Below are 18,825 nucleotides of genomic sequence, written 5' to 3'. Positions count from 1 at the left end.
AATTATTCCGCTTGCGGTGATTCTGACGAGTAGACCGGCTGTCCCGGTTTGCCGTGAATCGCCTGACTCAGTACGCGGTCCAGCTTGCCTGCCACGACTTCATGTGCGCAATCGCTCACGAGCCATTCCATCGCACGTACCGGATACAGACTGTACTGCTGCGGATGATCCAGAATCTCGTTCAGCCCTGCGGCGAGCGATTGTGGATCGTCATTGTCGTAGGTCACAAACATTTGCTGATTGATCACGTTGATGTCGGACACGCCAGATGTGAGTACCAGCTTGCCATATTTGATATATTCGACCACCTTAGACGGGAAGGAGCATTCGCTGAATGCAATCTTCTCACGCTGGGTGTTAATGAACAGGTCTGCCGTTTCCATCAATTCGCCGTATTCCTGATCATCTAGGAAGCCGTGGAATTGGATCTTAATGTGCGTATGATGGAAATCGCGGATAAATTGCTTGAGCTTGTCCTCGACCGGACCATAGCCAGTAATATGCAGCTCCAGTGGACGATCGGTGTGTACATGCGGCAGTGCATCCAGTAGAATCTCGATGCCTCGGTCATAATCCAAGCGACCGGAGTAGACCATACGAAATGGACGCTCAGTACCAAAATCGACCTCCTGCACCGGCTTGAGCCGAGCGGGATGAACCGTACCACCGCGCACAACGGTGTAGTTGTCTGTGCTCACCCGTTTTTTCAGAACGGATGTAACAAGCACAGCACCATCGAGCAGCTTGTTAGCGAACTTCTCAACCGCCACCGAGATTTTTTTGTAATGACGGTTCGTTTCTGTTACCGCGTAAATGCCATCTTCGTACTCGACGATCAGTGGCACGCGGAACAATAGTTTGAACAGAATCGCCGGCAGCGCCGTTTCCAATCGATAGTTGTAAAAGACGACGGCACGCGGCTGCTTTTTGTTTTCCCGATTCCAGCGAACCAGTTGGAAAAATGTTGTGAATAACGTGACTAGCAGGCTGAATCCTTTGAGATCGACATTGCCCGGATAGACAGCCTTGCTGCGTTTGCCGATCTCGTACGTATCACGGCTGAACCATTTCAGCGTGTTGCGCTTGAGCAGCAGTGGCGAGATGACCGTTATCTGATGTCCGCCTTCCTCTAATGCCTGTAAGATACAATCGATCTTTTTGTTACCGGCTGTATGCTTGGCACTATATCCCCTTTTCAGCTGTAACTCGCTGTTGACGTAAGGGGCCACGTATGCGACTGACTTCGTTTCCACGGATTTCACCTCGTTCTGCCTGTACGGCTGCTTGAATGCGGCTGGTGTCCAAGAACATCAGCATAATGAATAACGGTTGGAACAGCATATTTTCGGTTGAGAACACGATCAGTAGTCCGATAAAGATCAGGAGTGCTTGGAACACACCGCCGACCGGTCTCAGGATTTGAAAGTAATAATAGATCATCAGGATGAGCAGCATCGGTAATCCGAATTGGTAGCCGAACGTTAAGAGCGAGTTCGACGAATCGGGGATACCGTAGCGCTCCATCAGCACCGTATTGTTTTGGAAGCCCCAGCCAAGCAGTGGCTTCTCTACCATCAGCTCCAAGTTAGAGCTGGTATCCAGCGAGCGTCTGTCAAAGGAGGCATTGCCATCCTGAAACTTGTCGGTAACGACTCCGCTCTGAGCGATAAAGAACACAAGCGGGATGAATAGCAGTAGCGATAGCAGCATTTGTGCCATCTGCTCTCTCTTGCCGTTGCGAATCACATAGGCTAGAAAGATTAATCCGCAGATCATATAGCCGGATGTGGACATCGTCGTCAGCAGTGTAGCGGTAAGGATAATCAACCGCCATTTGGGAACCTTTTTGTTCACGAACAGGGTAAGCAGAATGCCCAGATTCAGAAACACCTGATACGCGCCCGGCTCCCAGAAGATGCCTTGGTTACGCGACATATTCCACAGCCCATATACATGAAACGGAGTGATCCGATACGCGCCGCCCCATACCGCAGTTGGTGGGAACAATTCGCGTACCAGCGCCGCATCGAATGCCCCTAGCAGATAAAATGGCATACCGAGAATGGCTAGTGCGGTGATCAGCCATTGATAGCTTTTGGCTGCCTGCCGTAGATCGATCCGATTCAGTACCATGAATACCGCCATGATCTTGAGTATCAATCCGGCATAGCCGCCGATATTCGTACGGTAGATCAGCATATTGAATAGGATCACGATCATGACCGCCATCAGAATGAGAAACTGGCGCGGCTCAATCTTTTTCGGGAAGAAAAAGACGAGCGCAATCGCGAACAGTACCATAATGAAGTCGGAGTAGAGCAGCTTGCCGAACAGGACCGAGCCTGAAGTGACCACGATGAGCATCACCGCTACAAAGGTCAAAAACTTACTTTTCACCGTAATGTCCGACGAATCGGACAGTGTATGTGGAGTTGACATCATCCATTATTCACATCCAGACGTTTGATCACTTTGGCAGGCACTCCGGCGGCAATACAGTTTGCCGGAATGGAACCCGAGACGATGCTGCCTGCTCCGATGATGCTATTTTTGCCAATCGTTACGCCTTTCAATACAATCGAGTTGGCACCGACCCATACATTGTCTTCAATGACAGTGGGCGATGTGCCGACATCAGCGACATTCTTATTAAAGCGTCGTCCATCCGGCTTGATCGGGTGAAAGTCGGTATCACTGATCTGTACGTTGACGCCGAGCATCACCTCGCTGCCGATTGTCACACTCGACGCAGCACAGATGCTCGCGCCGCTGATGCCGACATCGTCACCGATTTGGATAGTCGCGCCACTGGATAGTGTGCGGATTACCGTGCGATGATTCAGTCCAATCGGGTTGCTGTAATCGTCCGAACAGAGAATGCTGTTGCGTCCGATGGTGATGCTGCTGCCCGGAACCTGCTCCACAATCGGTACCCCGACTGCAATCAGGTTGTGGCCAAAGGAGATCCGCTGTTCCTTGAACATGCGGCGGGTCACCCAAGTAGAGCATTTTTTTGCAATTTTACGTTTGATTTTGATAAAAGAAGTGATCATACAGGCTCCCTAACGAAGAATCGGTTGTAAAATTCAAAGGTGCGCTTGGTGTTCTTTCTAGCGTCAAAGTTCTCTTCAGCGAATTCCAGTGCTTGTTGCCCCAGCTTCTCATGCAGTGCGCGGTCGGTTCCGATCTTGACCATATACTGTGCCATTGCATCGTATTGACCGGCTTCAAACAGATAGCCTGTTTTGCCTTGCAGAATCAGCTCGTTCGGTCCGCCGATGTTAGTGCCGATAGACGGCTTCTTCATCGAAGCAGCTTCGATAATGCTGCGCGAGAAATGCGGCTCTACGAATGGGCACATCATCACATCGCTGGCAGCGATCATTTGTGGTACATCGTCGCGGAAGGCAAGCGGGTGAATCTGGTCATTGCCTTTGCAAGCCTCCATGACTTTATCTTCATACGCATTGTTCTTATTGAAATAAAATCCGCCAACGATCAGCTTGAACTTCGGATGATCCTTAGCAATCTTGTTGAACGCGTTAACCATGTCCAGTACACCATTACCGGATACAACCCGTCCGATATACAAGAACACAATATCGTCGTCCGCCAAGCCCAGCTCCCGGCGAACCGGTGCGCCATTGACTTGTGGGTTGTACGATTTGAAATCAACGAAGTTATACACGACATCAAGCTCGCGTCCTTGACTATCTACCGTCTCGGAATCGAATTGGTCGATGGAGATGTAGCCGTCCACGTATTTGTGATTCATCCGTTTCAGGATGTTACCAGCAAAGGAATTGAGCAGTGGCTCACGCACATGGCAGACCACTTTGGTATCCGGGGATACTTTTTTGGCAGCTCGTGCGACTTGGAACAGACAAGTGCTGTTCAGATGGATAATGTCTGGCTTGTATTTGCGAATGTATTTTTTAGCCTGAAAATAGGTCGGCAGCGCTCCGATCAGATTGCGAACGAACAGCTTCGGTGTCATGCCCGATACAGTAGAACCGTGAAACGGGAACATGCCCTTCGCCACTTCAACCGGCAATCCGCCAGATTCCAGCAGCTTGACCGCAGGGCCGTTGCGAATGGTGAGTACATTGCCCTGGAATTTCTCCTTGTCCAGATGGCTGATCAGGTAGGTCAGGCTACGCGGTGCACCGCCCATATGACCCGAGTGATGAACGTACAGTACCTTTTTTTTCAATGCCTACGCCTCCTTAGTAGTGGTTGCTCAAATGAACTTGAATAGGAAGCAGTATCACTGCATCACATTCAAAAATATTTAAGACTGGGTATGGATAACATACGATGTGCTATGTCTTTTTCATGAACGGTTTTCGCAAATGCGAAGCTTATTTTCAAGTAATGAAGCAGGAAAGCATCGGGTCCCCGTGATGGGGAACCTGATGACTAGGATGCTTATTCCTGATTGGTGGATAGCTTGGCTTTGCCTGTTTTTAGCTTCGAGATCGGTGTGGTGATAGGCGAGATGAGTGTTTTGGACATCATCATGCCGGATACGCGGGTTTCCTTAAATAGGAAGGTGAACGCGTAGCTGGATACGATAAAGGCAAGCACCGTACCAATGGCAGCACCCACACCGCCAAACATTGGAATCAGGATCAAGTTGACAAGTACTTTGGTGACAGCGCCCATCACTTGGCTGATCAGTTCGAAGCGATACAATCCTTCGCTGATGATCCATTTGTTCAGAGCAGCGCGCATGAAGATGAACAGACACGCCCACACATGGATAACCAGAATACTGATCGATTCGAGATACTCTTTTCCGTATAGGATGGAGATGACTGGTTTAGCCATTACCGTCACGCAGATACAGATCGCGAGTGCGAACCAGAACAGCATGTTGTACAGCTTTTGCAGCTCGGCGTGATAAATATCCGGTCCTAGCTGCTTGTTCTTGATCATGCTTGGAAAATACGATGCAGCGACGACGGTCGGAATGACGTACCATACTTCCGACAGCCTTGCAGCAACGGCATAAATACCGACTGCGGTGTCGTTGATCATATAGCTAAGCATGACCTGGTCGATCTTCAGATAAATGATGGTGGAGATACCTGCCACGATCAGCGGCCACGAACTGTTTGTCAGTCGTTTGCCGAGCTTCCAGTTGAACGACCATTTCGTAATCGAAACCCGTTTGCGCTGCGTTAACAGCAGGAAGACGTAGCCGAGAATCAGTTCCAACGCATACGATGCGGCAAACCAGATCAGCGATGAATGGAATACAATCAGTACCACCTTCATCACTGAGGTCATCGCAAAGGCAATACCTTTGGCATAGACCGCATACTTGGCTTCCACTGTGGAATCAAACCACTGGGAGATGACATCGAGCGGTTGGAACAGCATGTTCGCCGCAATGACGACAATACTCCAGCGGACGATCGCGTCCTGACCGGGAATCATAAATGCCAGCACAACCGTAATCGCAAAGGCGATCAGACCGCTCAGCATACGCAGCGTGGAGACTGTTCCGAGAATCTCGTTTTTGTTATCCGGGTGTTGAACGAGTTCCTTGACGATGATATTCGCCAGACCGAGCGGCACAACGGCCGCTATGATCGTGACGAATGAGATCGCAAAGTTATACTGTCCAAACTGTTCCGGACCGAGATAGCGCGCAATCCAGATACTGACGATGAGGTTGATTCCGAGTCGCAGGAATTTATCCATCAACTGCCAGTTGCTATTAAAGAAGATTTTGCGTTTTTCCGGGCTCATGGAAAATTTATTCTTCAGTTTGGCAAATGATTTAGCCATTCATAATCATCTCACTTAGCTTAGTAGACAGGTACAGCGGACGGTTTCAGAGAATGGCGTTTCAGGTCAGCATCGACCATGTTTTTCACCAGTTGATCAAATCCGACTTCCAGCTCCCAGCCCAGTTGTTGCTTCGCTTTGGTGCAATCGCCGAGCAGCAGATCCACTTCAGCCGGACGAACGAATTTCTCGTCGATCACAACATAGTCTCTCCAGTTCAGACCCACATGGTCGAACGCGATTTGTACCAGTTCTTCAACGGTGTGCATCTCACCAGTAGAGATGACATAATCGTCTGGCGTATCTTGTTGCAGCATCAGCCACATTGCTTTGACATAGTCACCAGCAAAGCCCCAGTCACGTTGTGCATCCAGATTACCAAGACGCAGTTCTTTTGCCAGACCCAGCTTGATCTGTGCAACACCGTCGGTTACTTTACGAGTTACGAATTCCAGACCGCGACGCGGGGATTCGTGGTTGAACAGGATACCGGAGCAAGCGAACATATCGAAGCTTTCACGATAGTTGACTGTGATCCAGTGACCGTACAGTTTCGCTACGCCGTAAGGGCTGCGCGGATAGAACGGTGTAGTTTCTACTTGCGGAATCGCTTGTACTTTACCGAACATCTCACTACTGGATGCTTGGTAGAAGCGTGCTTCTGGTTTTACCAAACGTACGGCTTCCAGCATGTTCGTTACGCCCATTGCTGTCATTTGACCAGTCGCAATTGGCTGTGGCCACGAAGCAGCTACAAACGATTGTGCTGCCAAGTTGTACACTTCGTCTGGATCAGACACGCGAACCGCTTCGATCAGGGAAGCCAAGTCGCCAAGGTCAGCGGAGATCCATTCGATTTGGTCTTTGATATGCTCAACATTTTCGTAGTTCGGTGTGCTTGTTCTGCGGCGTACGCCGTATACTTTATATCCTTTTTCCAGCAGCAGCTCTGCCAAGTAAGATCCGTCTTGTCCCGTTACACCTGTGATCAATGCGCTTTTCATAAGTTAATTCCCTCCACCAATATGTTTTTTTGTATAAGTTATGGTTGAACAGCTAGGCTGTTACGGTAATCTTCATAAACGGCACGAACGCCTTCTTCCAGCGGAATGCTGGCTTTCCAGCCCAGTGCATTGATTTTGGTTGTATCCACCAGCTTGCGCGGTGTACCATCCGGTACGGAGGAGTTGAATACCAGCTCACCCTCGTAGCCAACGATGTTTTGGATCAGATGTGCCAGATCCTTGATGGCGATGTCTTCGCCCACGCCTACGTTGACAATCTCGTTGCCTTCGTAATTGTTCATCAGGAATACACAAGCATCTGCCAGATCATCGGAATGCAGGAATTCGCGTTTCGGTGTACCAGTTCCCCAGATTTCCACCGTTGGCGAGTTGCTTTCCTTCGCTTCATGGATTTTGCGTACCAGTGCTGGCAGTACATGCGATGTTTTCAGGTCAAAATTATCATTTGGCCCGTACATGTTCGTTGGCATGGCAGAGATAAACTTCGAGCCATATTGACGATTGTACGATTCGCACATTTTGATACCAGCGATTTTGGCGATAGCGTATGGCTCATTGGTTGGTTCCAGTTCGCCAGTCAGCAGATATTCCTCTTTGAGTGGCTGTGGTGCAAACTTCGGATAGATGCACGTAGAGCCGAGGAACAGCAATTTTTTCACGCCGTTAAAGTGGGCAGCATCGATCACATTCGTTTGAATCATCAGATTGTCACGGATGAAGTCTGCCGGAAAATCGTTGTTAGCCGCAATACCGCCGACCTTTGCGGCAGCTAGGAACACATAATCAATCTTTTCTTCTTTAAAGAAGGCATATACATCATTCAAATTCCGCAGATCCAGTTCGGAACTAGTACGGTAGATGAGGTTCGTATACCCTTGCTTTTCAAGCGAGCGCAGGATCGCGGATCCGACTAGCCCGCGATGCCCTGCCACATAAATCTTGGAGTCCTTATTCATCAATAATCACCTCATCAATTCTGAAATTCGTCTCTTAAAACGCATCCTTGGAGCCAAACAGCACCTTAACCGTTTTAACGAGAATAAATAAATCGAAAATGATCCCTCTTTTTTTGATATAATGTAAATCGAGATCAACCATCTCATCAAAGCTTAGCTCGTTCCGTCCGCTGACCTGCCATAACCCGGTGCACCCCGGTGTTACACTCAGTCTCAGCTTGTCGCGTGGACTGTATTCTTCTACTTCACGCGGCAATGGCGGACGAGGTCCAACGAGACTCATATCCCCACGCAGCACATTCCACAGCTGCGGCAATTCATCAATACTTGTTTTTCTGATAAAACGGCCGACTCGCGTAATGCGCGGGTCGTTTTTCATTTTGAACATGGCACCCTCAATTTCGTTTTGCGCGAGCAGTTCTTTTAACCTCTCCTCTGCATCCGAAACCATGGATCTGAATTTGTACATTCGGAACGGCTGTTCATCCTTGCCGATTCGCGTCTGGTAGAAAAATACTTTCCCTTTCGGGTCTTCCAGTTTAATCAGAATGCCAAGCACAATAAAGAGTGGTAATAGTACGATTAACCCCAGCAGTGAGCAAATAATATCGAGGGTCCGTTTCATCAGCATATAAAAACGAAGCTTGGTCGTCATGCTGCCTACATGTCTCGCATAAAACTCGCTATAGCTTGCTAAAGCTTCCGCTTCACTCCCATGTCTTGGAGTCATTATCCCTCACCTCTTGCTATCAGCACATCCTCCTGTGATTCTCTCTCCAATACGGCTTTGAGAGAAGACAGCAGCGGTGCTTTAAGATCTTCATTCTTTAAAGCAAACTCAATCGTTGTCTGAATAAAGCCGAGTTTCTCACCTACATCAAAGCGTGTACCTTGGAAGTCATACGCGAACACCTGCTGCAACTCATTCAAGCGTTGAATCGCATCGGTCAGCTGAATCTCGCCACCAGCGCCGATTTGTTGCTCGCCTAGGAATTCAAAGATTTCCGGTGTCAGTACATACCGACCCATGATCGCCAGATTGGATGGCGCTGTGCCCGCAGCTGGTTTCTCTACGAACTGGCGCACTTCATGCAGTCGTCCGAATTGTTCAATCGGATCGATAATGCCGTAACGGTGTGTATGATCTTCCGGTACGGTTTGTACACCGATGACCGATTTCTCCGTTACTTCATATTGTTCAATCAGCTGACGTGTGCACGGTGTATCGGATTCGACGATATCATCGCCGAGCAGAACTGCAAACGGCTCGTCACCGATAAAGTTACGTGCGCACCATACCGCATGTCCAAGCCCTTTGGCTTCTTTTTGGCGGATATAGTGGATATCGACTTTGGATGATTTTTGTACCTCATCCAGAAGGTCCAGCTTGCCTTTTTCCAGCAATGTGGTTTCCAGCTCAAACGCGTTGTCAAAGTGATCCTCGATGGCGCGCTTGCCTTTACCGGTTACGATGATGATGTCTTCAATACCGGAAGCGATGGCTTCCTCAACAATGTACTGAATCGTTGGTTTGTCCACGATGGGAAGCATTTCTTTCGGCATCGCCTTGGTTGCAGGCAGGAAGCGTGTTCCAAGTCCTGCAGCAGGGATGATGGCTTTACGAACCTTCTTCACAAGATCACACCCTATCCTTTGTTTTTGTTTGCATTCATGATGACCAAGTTGCGCTTATGTAGGCAATAATGTTTCCATAACCCCTTGTCATGGAGACTGCACTGCCTTCCGGTCTGCATCTGGGACGCCTGAAACAACGCGTTATACTCTCTCCTTTACTGTATATGGATATAACGCATGATTTCAGACGCATCCGTATGCGACCGGCAAATAACAGGTGCCGGGCATTCAACCCGTCCTCATCACCATACCTTTGACGATGAACGTCTAAGGCTGCCCCTTGCAGCCCACGGCATGACCGAGTGTCTCCAGTGATATGGGTTCAGGAGGCATTACCCCAAGCTTGGCCTTGACGGCAAAGACAATATGTTAAGCAAAGTTGTTAATAGATATGAAGCTGACGCCGTCTCCGGTGACAATAGTCGTTGACCGGGTTCATTCTTTTTAACAGTTATCAGATCGGTTTGATCAACTTTGGAGTCCGGCAGTGCCGGTCCACAGCTGAGAAACACACGATGCTGACCCCGCCGCCTCTAATGAAGCGGCAGTGACACTTATTGTTCGTGATACGCGGCAGACAATGTTTTGCGGCTAGCTTGGTTCAGTACAGCACCGAGTATACGAGCACCGACGAATTCCAGACTGGTTACCGCTTTGCTGATGTCCTTACGGCTTTCACCACCGGACTTGATAATCAGAACGACACCATCGCATAGTGCGGTCGCGACCTGCGCATCAGTAAATGGCAGTGTCGGTGGCGTATCGAGAATGACCAGATCGTACTGCGATTTCACTTCATTCATCAGGGCTTCCATTTGATGCGAACCGAGAATCTCAGATGGATTCGGTGGCACCGGACCGGATGTCAGGACGCTGAGGTTCATCGTGCGGCTGGATTGAATGTTCTTTTCCAGATCCGCGGTGTTGAACAGTACATTGGACAATCCCTTGTCATTCGATAGGTTGAAGATGTTGTGCATTGCCGGATTGCGCAGATCGCCATCGACGATCAGTACGCTGCGTCCCGTTTCTGCATAGGCGATAGCAAGATTGGCTACCGTCGTGCTCTTACCTTCACCGAGTGCTGCTGATGTGACGAGAATACTTTTCACCTTGGCATCCAGTCGGGAAAAATCAATATTGGTACGCAGACCTTTATAAGATTCTGCGATCAGTGACTTGGGATTCTGCTTCGTAATCAGTGGCCATTTAAGTGTGGTTGGCACGTTCCCCACCTCCTACAAAAGGCTTCGCCGGCACATGTTCTTTTGCCGTCAGGTCTTCTTCATTCATCTTAGCGATGACACCAAGCACCGGAAGTCCGAGTACATCACGGATGTCTTCTTCGGTTTTGATTGAATCGTCCATATATTCCAGTACAAAGGCAACAGCGATTCCGATCACTGCGGACAGTACCAGTGCAATCAGCACGAACAGGATGGGACTGTTACCGATTGGAGGACCGCCAGCCGATGGATCTGCTTGGTCTAAAATATTGATGTTATCCAGCTTCATGATCTGAGGTACTTCGCGCTGGAAAACGGTCGCGATCGCATTGACGGTTTGAGCAGCACGTTCATACGAGCCGTCGGTGACTGTCAGCGACATGACCTGCGTTTCGTTGACCGAGCTTACACTGACCATGTTGATCAGCTGTGTGGCATTCAGCCCTAGTTCTGGATGCTCCTCAACCACCTTGTTCATGATGGCTGGAGTTTTGATAATCTCCTGATACGTCTTGATCAATTGGATATTGGAATTGATAGCTCCCAGATCCAGCTGATTGGCGATACCATCCGCCGAGCTGGATGTACTGTTCACCACCAGCTTCGCGGTAGCCGTATACTTGGGTGTATTCGTCATAAACGCGTACACCGCAGTGGCGGCTGTAATGACAAACACGATCAGCAGCACCAGCCAGAGGCGTTTCTTTATGATGTTAAAGTACTGTTTAATCTCCACTATTTCTCCTCCAATAACTCTTGAAATCGGGTTATCATGTTGATGCCCGTTATCGCCGTGGTCCGTCAGGGTGGTGTACCATTCTCCTCTCAAGCGCTGTGATTAATATGGTTACAAAAATTCATTTTAAAATTACAAAATTGTAACATGTACAAAATAGAAAATAACGGCTTTCACTTCATTGCTGATCAAGAGAGATTGCCGTTCTGTATATTATGACTGTCTGAAAGCTGCAAAAGTTGCTTTTCACATTCATTTTCATAATGCGTATGAAATTGTGCCGATGATGGAAAGTTCAATCACTTGGTAATTGGATTTCCAATCATATTGTTATTCGTTTTGAATAACTCCTGCGCTCATTATACTGCCTCATGAAAACTTTGTAAACCACCCAGAGTTGCGAAAATGGTTGCATTTCCCATTTTCATGAAGAATGTTTATCTTGCTCTGTCATGAATCCTTCCAGCGTTCCTCCATTGTTGATATGGTTCATGAGATCATTGACATTGCCCTGTACGCCCATTTTCTCGAATACCATATCAAGCAATAATGCAACGTTGACACTTTTCACAGGCTGATCGGTCAGTGGACGATACGTTTTATCTTCGTAAATCCCCTGATGATACGAGATTTCTTGATGTAGCGGGTAACGAACCAACGACAACCAGTCTGCCAGATGCTCATCCGTTTTGCAAGTTTCGCTCTCTTGAAGTGCCGGATCGATTGAGAGTCGATCAAAGAATGTTTTGACCTCATTCTTCTTTTCAACCCACGCTTGATTCAAAACATATTGATTTCTCACATCAATTCCCTCCTATGATTCCGGTTAGCATTTATTCGTTTTGAATAAATTATAAATTAGGTTATCTGAAAATCATGTCGAAAGCTAGTATAAAAATAAAACTTTATTTATTTAATTTTCGACTTTCCACGGCTTTAGTTTTGGGCTTTAAGACGGGGTAAATGTCGTTTTTTTCACCTTTGGTCGCACACGACAGTTATTCTTTTAGCATTTCGGGTCTTTTCGTCTAGTTCCACCCCCTCTTATTGCTTACCCGTTAATTTAAACAGTTCTTTAGCTATGAAACATCCAAAATTTGGGTATTACAGTGGTTAATGAATTGTTACCTTTTAATGAATACGTTTACATTTATTTAACCATATGGATTTCCTTCGATCTGCAAGCAGGAACTCATGCACGTTTTATCAAATATGTTAAAATAGAAACGGCTTTTACGGGTGTCCAAAGTTCCAGATTGGCCAATCCGACATCATTTTCTACAAATCGAAGCAAAAAAATCAATTTCTCAATAAAAAGGAGCTAAGAACTATGGGATTAGTCAAGGAATTTAAGGAATTTGCCGTCCGCGGTAATGTCATCGACCTTGCAGTCGGTGTTATTGTCGGCGCAGCTTTTGGTAAAATCGTTACATCTCTGGTAAATGATATCATTATGCCACCTGTCGGTAAGCTTCTAGGGGGCGTCAATTTCGTCGATTTGTTCCTCGATCTGGACAAACTAACCGGTACCAGCACCAAAACGTACAATTCGCTGGCAGAAGCACAGCAAGCTGGAGCAGCGGTGATCGCTTATGGTCAGTTTATCAACAATGTCATCGACTTTCTGATCGTTGCCTTCTGTATCTTCCTGCTCGTCAAAGGAGTAAACATGCTGAAGCGCAAAGAACATGCTAAACCTGAACCCGAAAAAACGACCAAAGCATGCCCGTATTGCACCAATGAGATTTCGATCAAAGCTACGCGCTGCCCACACTGCACATCGGAGTTGTCTGCCACTGTAAATGGATGATCCTGCCCATAGGATCGATTCATAAAGCGGAATCTTTTCGCTATATTCACATCATCAATCGTTATATTCAGCGCATTTTCACAAATATGCAAAAAAGAGCGTATCCTCAGTCTGTAAACACTGGGGATACGCTCTTTTTATATGGCAACAAGTACCGGATGCTCATTTTTTTGCTCCCTCGGTCTCTGCTTCAAATCAAATCGGGCGATTTTGATTAGGCATTAGATTGGATACGATATTCTTTAAGTCCCGATCTTCAGTATACTTCTTTTCACCCGTATCTAGCTCACGGATGCGAATATACGTGTAGCCTGCCTGTGGCTGCACCGGTACAAAGTGCATCGCTTCTGTCCGGTCGGGAGTTACTTCGTACTTCATATCCTTGAACATTTCAATTAATTGATCGGCGGTTGGCAACGTATCCTCGTTGACAAACACCAATCCTCGCAGTGATTTTACTTCATGCTCGTATACAACATCAAATTTCACAATACATTCCATCTCATTCTCCATCCTCTCTATCTCATTTGATTGGACTAGCCGTTATTCACATGCAGACGATGCGGATACGTCTGACCGGATTGGCGGACATGGAGGTACAACGGTATAATCATAAGCAGAACAGCGGAATCTGATTTCCTTTATAGAGTCGCTATCTGCGGAACCGGTTTTGCATAGAATCATGATTGTGTGAAGACTGTGCAAAATGCCGGTGGATGCCCTTGCCGCTTTTACAATTTCCGGTGCTGCACGGCGTACTATTATAATAGTAGAAACTCGATCAAAAACCTATGAATCATTTAACATTTAAGGATGTGATTTTACATGTCAAAGCAGGAATTGCTCGATATTTACGACGATCAGGATCATCATTTGGGTGTTTGTGAGCGGTCGGAAGTTCATCGCCTCGGACACTGGCATCATACGTTTCACTGTTGGCTTGTTCGCGATACGCCAGAAGGTCGGATGTTGATTTTTCAAAAGCGGCATCTCGATAAAGATACCTTTCCCAATCTATACGATATTACTGCCGCTGGGCATCTATCGGCAGGCGAAACGGTAGAGCAAGCCGCGCGCGAGATTCAGGAGGAGCTGGGCTTGCCATTAACGTTTGCCCAATTGACTCCACTGTTTGTCGTGCGCGACGCGTCGCAAGGTGAGACAGTACGCGGTGCCTTTATCGATCGGGAAGTGAGCAGTGTATTCGGCGCATTCAGCGACCGCGAATTGTATGAGTATGTGCTACAAGAAGATGAAGTGTCTGGTATTTATGAAGCGCGTCTAGACGATATGCTGGCATTGTTCCGTGGAGAGCAGGAACAGATTCAAGCGCTTGGCGCGCATACAGCAACTGTCATACAGGCGGACGATGTATTTAGCGTATCAGTCACTAGAGCCGATTTTGTCCCGCATCAGCCCGAATATTGCATCAAAACCTTCTCCCTGCTACAGCAGCTTACTCCGTCGAAATAATACCTGGCAAATACCGATCCAGAATACCTGCATAGCCTTTGCCATAACGGCGGATCAGCTCATTGCCTAGATCATTTTCCATTTCGTACAAAATAATCTCCTGCGAAAAATGCTGAAGCAGCAGCTCTGCCATCAGCGGATGCTCGGTCACAAGCGCCTGCGCAGGAATACCATCGCCCCTCATGCCTACTATGCACCAGCGACGGTCAATCACTAGCCAGAATTTGCGACCCGTACCACCATCCTTGAGCAGTTTGATACCCGGATGATCGTCATCCACTCCTTCAAATGACCACAATACCCGAACACCACGCGCCTCCGCCTGCTCCAGCTTTTGCCGGAACCAGGCGGCTTCTTGGCGCCAAATGTCCGCGATAATCTCCTCCTGTGCTTTATCCAGCTCACGGGACAATAATTCCATCACCTTACGTTCGCCGTCCACCATATAAAAGGACGGCTGTTCCGTACTGCCGCTCGGCATTTCCTGCTCTAGATAAGACAATGATTCGTCGACCTGTCCGGCAATCATACGCGTTAATTCCTGCACCGGCAACATACTGTAGCGTGCAGGTTCGCCCGGTGTATGCTGCACCACCCCACGCGATACAAGCCGCTGCAACGTTGCATATACATTGGAACGCGATACACCCAGACGCTTTGCTACTTCATAACCAGACTGCATCGACTGACGTGCCAAACAGACCATCACCTTGGCTTCCAACTCAGTAAATCCCAGATTACGCAAATGATTGAGCAGTTGTTCCATACCACGTACCGCCTTTCCTGCAAACTGCCGTTCCGTTTCTCGGTTCGTACCCGCGCTTGCCTGCACGACTATGTATGCGACAACAGGCTGATCCATCCGTGTATGCGTCTGTGATCAGCCTGTTGCGGTAATTCCATTATGTGATTCTAAGTTGTAAGAGGGCTACATTTAGCCGACGATTTGTTCGGTGCCGCAGCTTGGACACCATTTGGAACCTTTCGGCAGTGTTTTGCCGCATACTTGGCAACTGAATGTATCTGGATCGGTCGACGGTGGTGTCTCCACTGGATCGGTCACGATCAGTACATCGCCTTCTTCTTCGGCATTTTCGGTAATAGGCTCCGCTACGGGAGTCGAAGCTACCGGGCGAGCAGTCGAGGTTGCTGCTGCCGGACGTGCTGCGGGCGGCTGTTCCTCTGGCTCTTCTTCATGCGGGATACCGAGATCTTGTTTCCATGCACGTACGAGACGATCCAGCTCTTCTTGGCGCTCATGCTCCTCACGCTGACGATCCGCGCGACGGCGCTCCGCTTCATCTTCAGGCAGATCGGATAGATCCGGTTCTGGCTCAGGTTGGCGTGAGCCTGCTGCGACTGCATAGATGTCTTGCTCCTCATCGGTATCGCCATCTTCGTCATCATGGACAGGATGCTCATCGCGCGGAATCGCCAGCTTTTCCATTTTGCGACCGCAATTCGGACAGAAGTTTGCCTCCAGTGCAACCACATTGCCGCATTCGCACAATCGTTCATTTTTCAAAATGGCAATCCGAGTGCGGATTTCCTCGATCTCTTCATTTAAAAGGTCACAAGCTTTGCACAATTCAGTCATTTCTTCCTCGGCAATGGACATATCGCCAGCGCGGTAGCCTTCGTAAAATACTTCGCCCATCCGCATATAATGCACACCGATCTCGCGCTCGATATCGACGATGTGGCCATTCATCCGGTTGACCTCCACCGCATTCTGTGCGCGCTCGGTCGCTTTGCCGGCACCGCTTTTAAGCCGCTGTAATAAATTCATGACTGTTCTCCTCCTCTAATTCCAACGGATGATCGTTCGCTCCCTGTTATATACGGGTATCGATCATCACTGTTCCATTACAAATCGCCGCAAGCGTTGTATTGGGGGATTACTCAAAAATGTTACATCCATTATAATAGAAGGATATGTACAAAAGTAGCCCCTTATAACGAATATACCCGCAATATAAACAGCTTGTAACCCTATCATAACAAAATTCCGGCTCCTTTGAAAAAAGTGCTCGGAAATGCAGGCGATATGGAAAGGAAGATCCCTCTTGAAAGAGACAACCATCAAAGATTCCCTCCGACCTCAGGGGGTGGCACCACAGACTCCACTGCCCGCCGCGCAGCCCGCTCCGGCGGATACGAGTGTTACGCTGGTGCCGAACGATGCGGAAGATGCCTTTTTCTTCCGCGCATTGGAGCAGCAGGGCATTCTGCTGAATGCGCCGCAGATCGAAGCGGTGCGTCATGGCGATGGTCCCCTGCTCACACTAGCAGGTGCAGGCTGTGGCAAAACAACCGTGCTGACCGCACGCACTGGCTATCTGTTATCAGTACGCAAGGTGAATCCGCAGCATATTTTGCTCGTTACCTTTACAACGAAGGCAGCTGCCGAAATGAAATCGCGGATTGCTGCGCTACCCGGTATTTCTGCCAAAGTAGCGCGGGCGATTGAAGCGCGCACCTTTCATGCGTTTGGATTGTTGCTGCTGCGTCGCTACGGCAATCTGACCGAGGATATTTTCGGCGATACGCGCGCTCAGCATGGTATTATTCAGCGTCTGCGCCGCGAGATCAATTCCACCAGTACCACACCACCGGAAACGCTGCTGGCGATGCTCTCAGCGATCAAGCTAGAAGGCGGTACGGCGGACGATCTGCCAAAGGATACACCGGAGGAGCGCGACCGCTGTGCGCTGCTATGCCGATATGAGGATTGGAAGCAGAATTACCGCAAGCTCGATTTTGACGATATTTTGCTGCGCACCGAGCAACTGTTACAAGACCCAGATCTGCTGCAAGTGCTACAGCAGCGTTTTCAATATATTATGGTGGACGAATTTCAGGATACGAATCGTCTGCAATATGGCATGGTGCAGAAGCTCGCCGATCAGCATCGCAATCTGATGGTGGTTGGTGACGATGATCAGACGATCTACTCGTTTAATGGGGCGCGTCAGGAATATATTCTCGACTTTCCTAAGCAATATCCGGGTACACGTATCATTGCACTGGACATCAATTATCGCAGTCATCCGCAGATTCTCGGGCTTGGGGTCAAGCTGATCGCCCGCAATCAGGCGCGTCATGCGAAGACACTGCAAGCAGGAGCTTCCGAAGGGCAAAGCCCACACTATCTACGCCCCTCCCATGCTGACGAGGAAGCGGATTGGATTGTGCAAAAGCTACGCCAGCAACAGCAAGATGGCTATGAGCTGGGCGATATTGCGATTTTGCATCGTACAGTCAGCGGTACACGTGCTATCGCTGAGCGACTGCTAATGGAGGATATTCCATTTATCCAATATGGCGAAGCGCCTGTATTCTACGATCATTCGCTCATTCGTCCGGTTATGGATCATCTGCGACTTGCGGTCAATCCACGACGGATGGATGCGCTACCGGGTGTCATCGGTCCGCTGTACATCTCTCGCGATGCTGGTATGGATCATATTATGAGTCAGGAGCAGCGCCAAGCGAAAAAGTATCCACTCATTCATCTGTATCATTGGGAAAAGCTGCAATCGTTTCAGCGGCAGCAGGTGAAGGATCGGATCGTCTTTTTGAAAAAGCTGCGTGAATTGAAGCCCGTGTATGCGATTCGTGAGATTCGCCGGGTCTTTTATGATAAATTCGCCAGTGCCGACTTCAGCGGTCCCGCGACTCGGCATAAGGACAATATTCGCGAGACGCTGGACGAGCTGGAAAGTGCAGCAGGCAAATTTACAACGGTAGAAGAAATGGTCACCTTTGCCGATGATCTGTCGGTGAAGCGCGAGAAAATGATGGAGCTAATGAAGCAAGTATCGCCGCAAGGCATTCATCTCATGACCGTCCATCGTGCCAAAGGTCTGGAATTCCCTTGCGTGTATTTGCTCGGCGCTTCCGAGGGCATTCTGCCGCATAAAGCAGCGCTGTTGGAAGAGGCGCCAGAGGATGTAAAGGCAGGTCAGGGCGTAACCGGACCTGATCCAGAAGGCAAGCTGATGCAGGCAGCGTTGGAAGAAGAACGGCGAATCGCCTACGTCGCGGTGACGCGGGCGAAGCATGAGCTGTATATTTCATCCCCAGTCATGCACCACGGCAAGACGGTTCCACCATCGCGGTTTTTGCTAGAGGCGTTTAAGTAGAATGGTAGTAGATGGAATGCAGC

18 protein-coding genes are annotated in these 18,825 nt (G+C 48.6%); 3 read left to right on the top strand and 15 right to left on the bottom strand.

Features of this window, described 5'->3' with window-relative positions; all coding sequences use genetic code 11:
- Nucleotides 1-2 precede the first annotated feature (2 nt).
- The 12 genes from ABXR35_RS15535 to ABXR35_RS15480 form a co-directional block, all read right to left on the bottom strand.
- Nucleotides 3-1,253, bottom strand: a complete 1,251-nt coding sequence (locus ABXR35_RS15535; RefSeq protein ID WP_367062382.1) for a glycosyltransferase — start codon at nucleotides 1,251-1,253, stop codon at nucleotides 3-5.
- Nucleotides 1,183-2,442, bottom strand: coding sequence for an O-antigen ligase family protein (locus ABXR35_RS15530; protein WP_367062379.1), 1,260 nt, complete (start codon nucleotides 2,440-2,442; stop codon nucleotides 1,183-1,185). The genes ABXR35_RS15535 and ABXR35_RS15530 overlap by 71 nt, the downstream gene beginning before the upstream one ends.
- Complete coding sequence (locus ABXR35_RS15525; protein WP_367062376.1) at nucleotides 2,439-3,053, bottom strand: DapH/DapD/GlmU-related protein; 615 nt, start codon at nucleotides 3,051-3,053, stop codon at nucleotides 2,439-2,441. The genes ABXR35_RS15530 and ABXR35_RS15525 overlap by 4 nt, the downstream gene beginning before the upstream one ends.
- On the bottom strand, nucleotides 3,050-4,213 hold the full coding sequence (locus tag ABXR35_RS15520; protein WP_367062373.1) for a glycosyltransferase family 4 protein: 1,164 nt from the start codon (nucleotides 4,211-4,213) through the stop codon (nucleotides 3,050-3,052). The genes ABXR35_RS15525 and ABXR35_RS15520 overlap by 4 nt, the downstream gene beginning before the upstream one ends.
- A gap of 215 nt (nucleotides 4,214-4,428) precedes the next feature.
- The gene (locus ABXR35_RS15515; protein ID WP_367062370.1) at nucleotides 4,429-5,796 is read right to left on the bottom strand and encodes a flippase; all 1,368 of its coding nucleotides are present in this window, start codon (nucleotides 5,794-5,796) and stop codon (nucleotides 4,429-4,431) included.
- Between the two features lie 20 nt (nucleotides 5,797-5,816).
- Nucleotides 5,817-6,800, bottom strand: coding sequence for a GDP-mannose 4,6-dehydratase (gmd, locus tag ABXR35_RS15510; RefSeq protein ID WP_367062367.1), 984 nt, complete (start codon nucleotides 6,798-6,800; stop codon nucleotides 5,817-5,819).
- 38 nt (nucleotides 6,801-6,838) lie between these two features.
- Complete coding sequence (locus tag ABXR35_RS15505; protein WP_367062364.1) at nucleotides 6,839-7,777, bottom strand: GDP-L-fucose synthase family protein; 939 nt, start codon at nucleotides 7,775-7,777, stop codon at nucleotides 6,839-6,841.
- Nucleotides 7,778-7,811: 34 nt separating this feature from the next.
- Entirely contained in the window at nucleotides 7,812-8,432 is a 621-nt protein-coding gene (locus tag ABXR35_RS15500; RefSeq protein WP_367062821.1) for a sugar transferase, read from the bottom strand.
- A gap of 74 nt (nucleotides 8,433-8,506) precedes the next feature.
- Complete coding sequence (galU, locus tag ABXR35_RS15495) at nucleotides 8,507-9,412, bottom strand: UTP--glucose-1-phosphate uridylyltransferase GalU (RefSeq protein ID WP_367062361.1); 906 nt, start codon at nucleotides 9,410-9,412, stop codon at nucleotides 8,507-8,509.
- 554 nt (nucleotides 9,413-9,966) lie between these two features.
- Complete coding sequence (locus ABXR35_RS15490) at nucleotides 9,967-10,638, bottom strand: CpsD/CapB family tyrosine-protein kinase (RefSeq protein ID WP_367062358.1); 672 nt, start codon at nucleotides 10,636-10,638, stop codon at nucleotides 9,967-9,969.
- Entirely contained in the window at nucleotides 10,622-11,374 is a 753-nt protein-coding gene (locus ABXR35_RS15485; RefSeq protein WP_367062355.1) for a YveK family protein, read from the bottom strand. Before ABXR35_RS15485 ends, ABXR35_RS15490 begins: the two co-directional genes overlap by 17 nt.
- A gap of 424 nt (nucleotides 11,375-11,798) precedes the next feature.
- Nucleotides 11,799-12,176, bottom strand: coding sequence for a hypothetical protein (locus ABXR35_RS15480; protein ID WP_367062352.1), 378 nt, complete (start codon nucleotides 12,174-12,176; stop codon nucleotides 11,799-11,801).
- A gap of 528 nt (nucleotides 12,177-12,704) precedes the next feature.
- Between ABXR35_RS15480 and mscL the strand changes: the two genes are divergently transcribed.
- A complete protein-coding gene (gene mscL / locus ABXR35_RS15475; protein WP_367062350.1) occupies nucleotides 12,705-13,184 on the top strand; it encodes a large conductance mechanosensitive channel protein MscL in 480 nt (159 codons plus the stop codon).
- Nucleotides 13,185-13,379: 195 nt separating this feature from the next.
- Here mscL and ABXR35_RS15470 read toward each other — a convergent pair whose 3' ends face one another.
- A complete protein-coding gene (locus ABXR35_RS15470) occupies nucleotides 13,380-13,685 on the bottom strand; it encodes a hypothetical protein (RefSeq protein WP_367062347.1) in 306 nt (101 codons plus the stop codon).
- A gap of 324 nt (nucleotides 13,686-14,009) precedes the next feature.
- Here ABXR35_RS15470 and ABXR35_RS15465 point away from each other — a divergent pair, with 324 nt between their 5' ends.
- Nucleotides 14,010-14,657 (top strand): NUDIX hydrolase, encoded by a 648-nt coding sequence (locus ABXR35_RS15465; RefSeq protein ID WP_367062344.1) that lies wholly within the window; start codon nucleotides 14,010-14,012, stop codon nucleotides 14,655-14,657.
- Here the strand turns inward: ABXR35_RS15465 and ABXR35_RS15460 are convergent.
- Both ABXR35_RS15460 and ABXR35_RS15455 read right to left on the bottom strand, forming a co-directional pair.
- Nucleotides 14,641-15,423 (bottom strand): TrmB family transcriptional regulator, encoded by a 783-nt coding sequence (locus ABXR35_RS15460; RefSeq protein WP_436669379.1) that lies wholly within the window; start codon nucleotides 15,421-15,423, stop codon nucleotides 14,641-14,643. The genes ABXR35_RS15465 and ABXR35_RS15460 overlap by 17 nt on opposite strands.
- A 168-nt stretch (nucleotides 15,424-15,591) precedes the next feature.
- Nucleotides 15,592-16,446: a zinc ribbon domain-containing protein gene (locus ABXR35_RS15455; protein ID WP_367062339.1), complete on the bottom strand. Its 855-nt coding sequence runs from the start codon at nucleotides 16,444-16,446 to the stop codon at nucleotides 15,592-15,594.
- A gap of 277 nt (nucleotides 16,447-16,723) precedes the next feature.
- Here ABXR35_RS15455 and ABXR35_RS15450 point away from each other — a divergent pair, with 277 nt between their 5' ends.
- A complete protein-coding gene (locus ABXR35_RS15450; RefSeq protein WP_367062336.1) occupies nucleotides 16,724-18,802 on the top strand; it encodes an ATP-dependent helicase in 2,079 nt (692 codons plus the stop codon).
- Nucleotides 18,803-18,825: the final 23 nt, after the last annotated feature.

Origin of the sequence: Paenibacillus sp. JQZ6Y-1, from assembly GCF_040719145.1 — a bacterium.
Classification (GTDB): Bacteria; Bacillota; Bacilli; order Paenibacillales; family Paenibacillaceae; genus Saccharibacillus; species Saccharibacillus kandeliae.
This window is presented reverse-complemented; position numbering and strand designations above follow the sequence as displayed.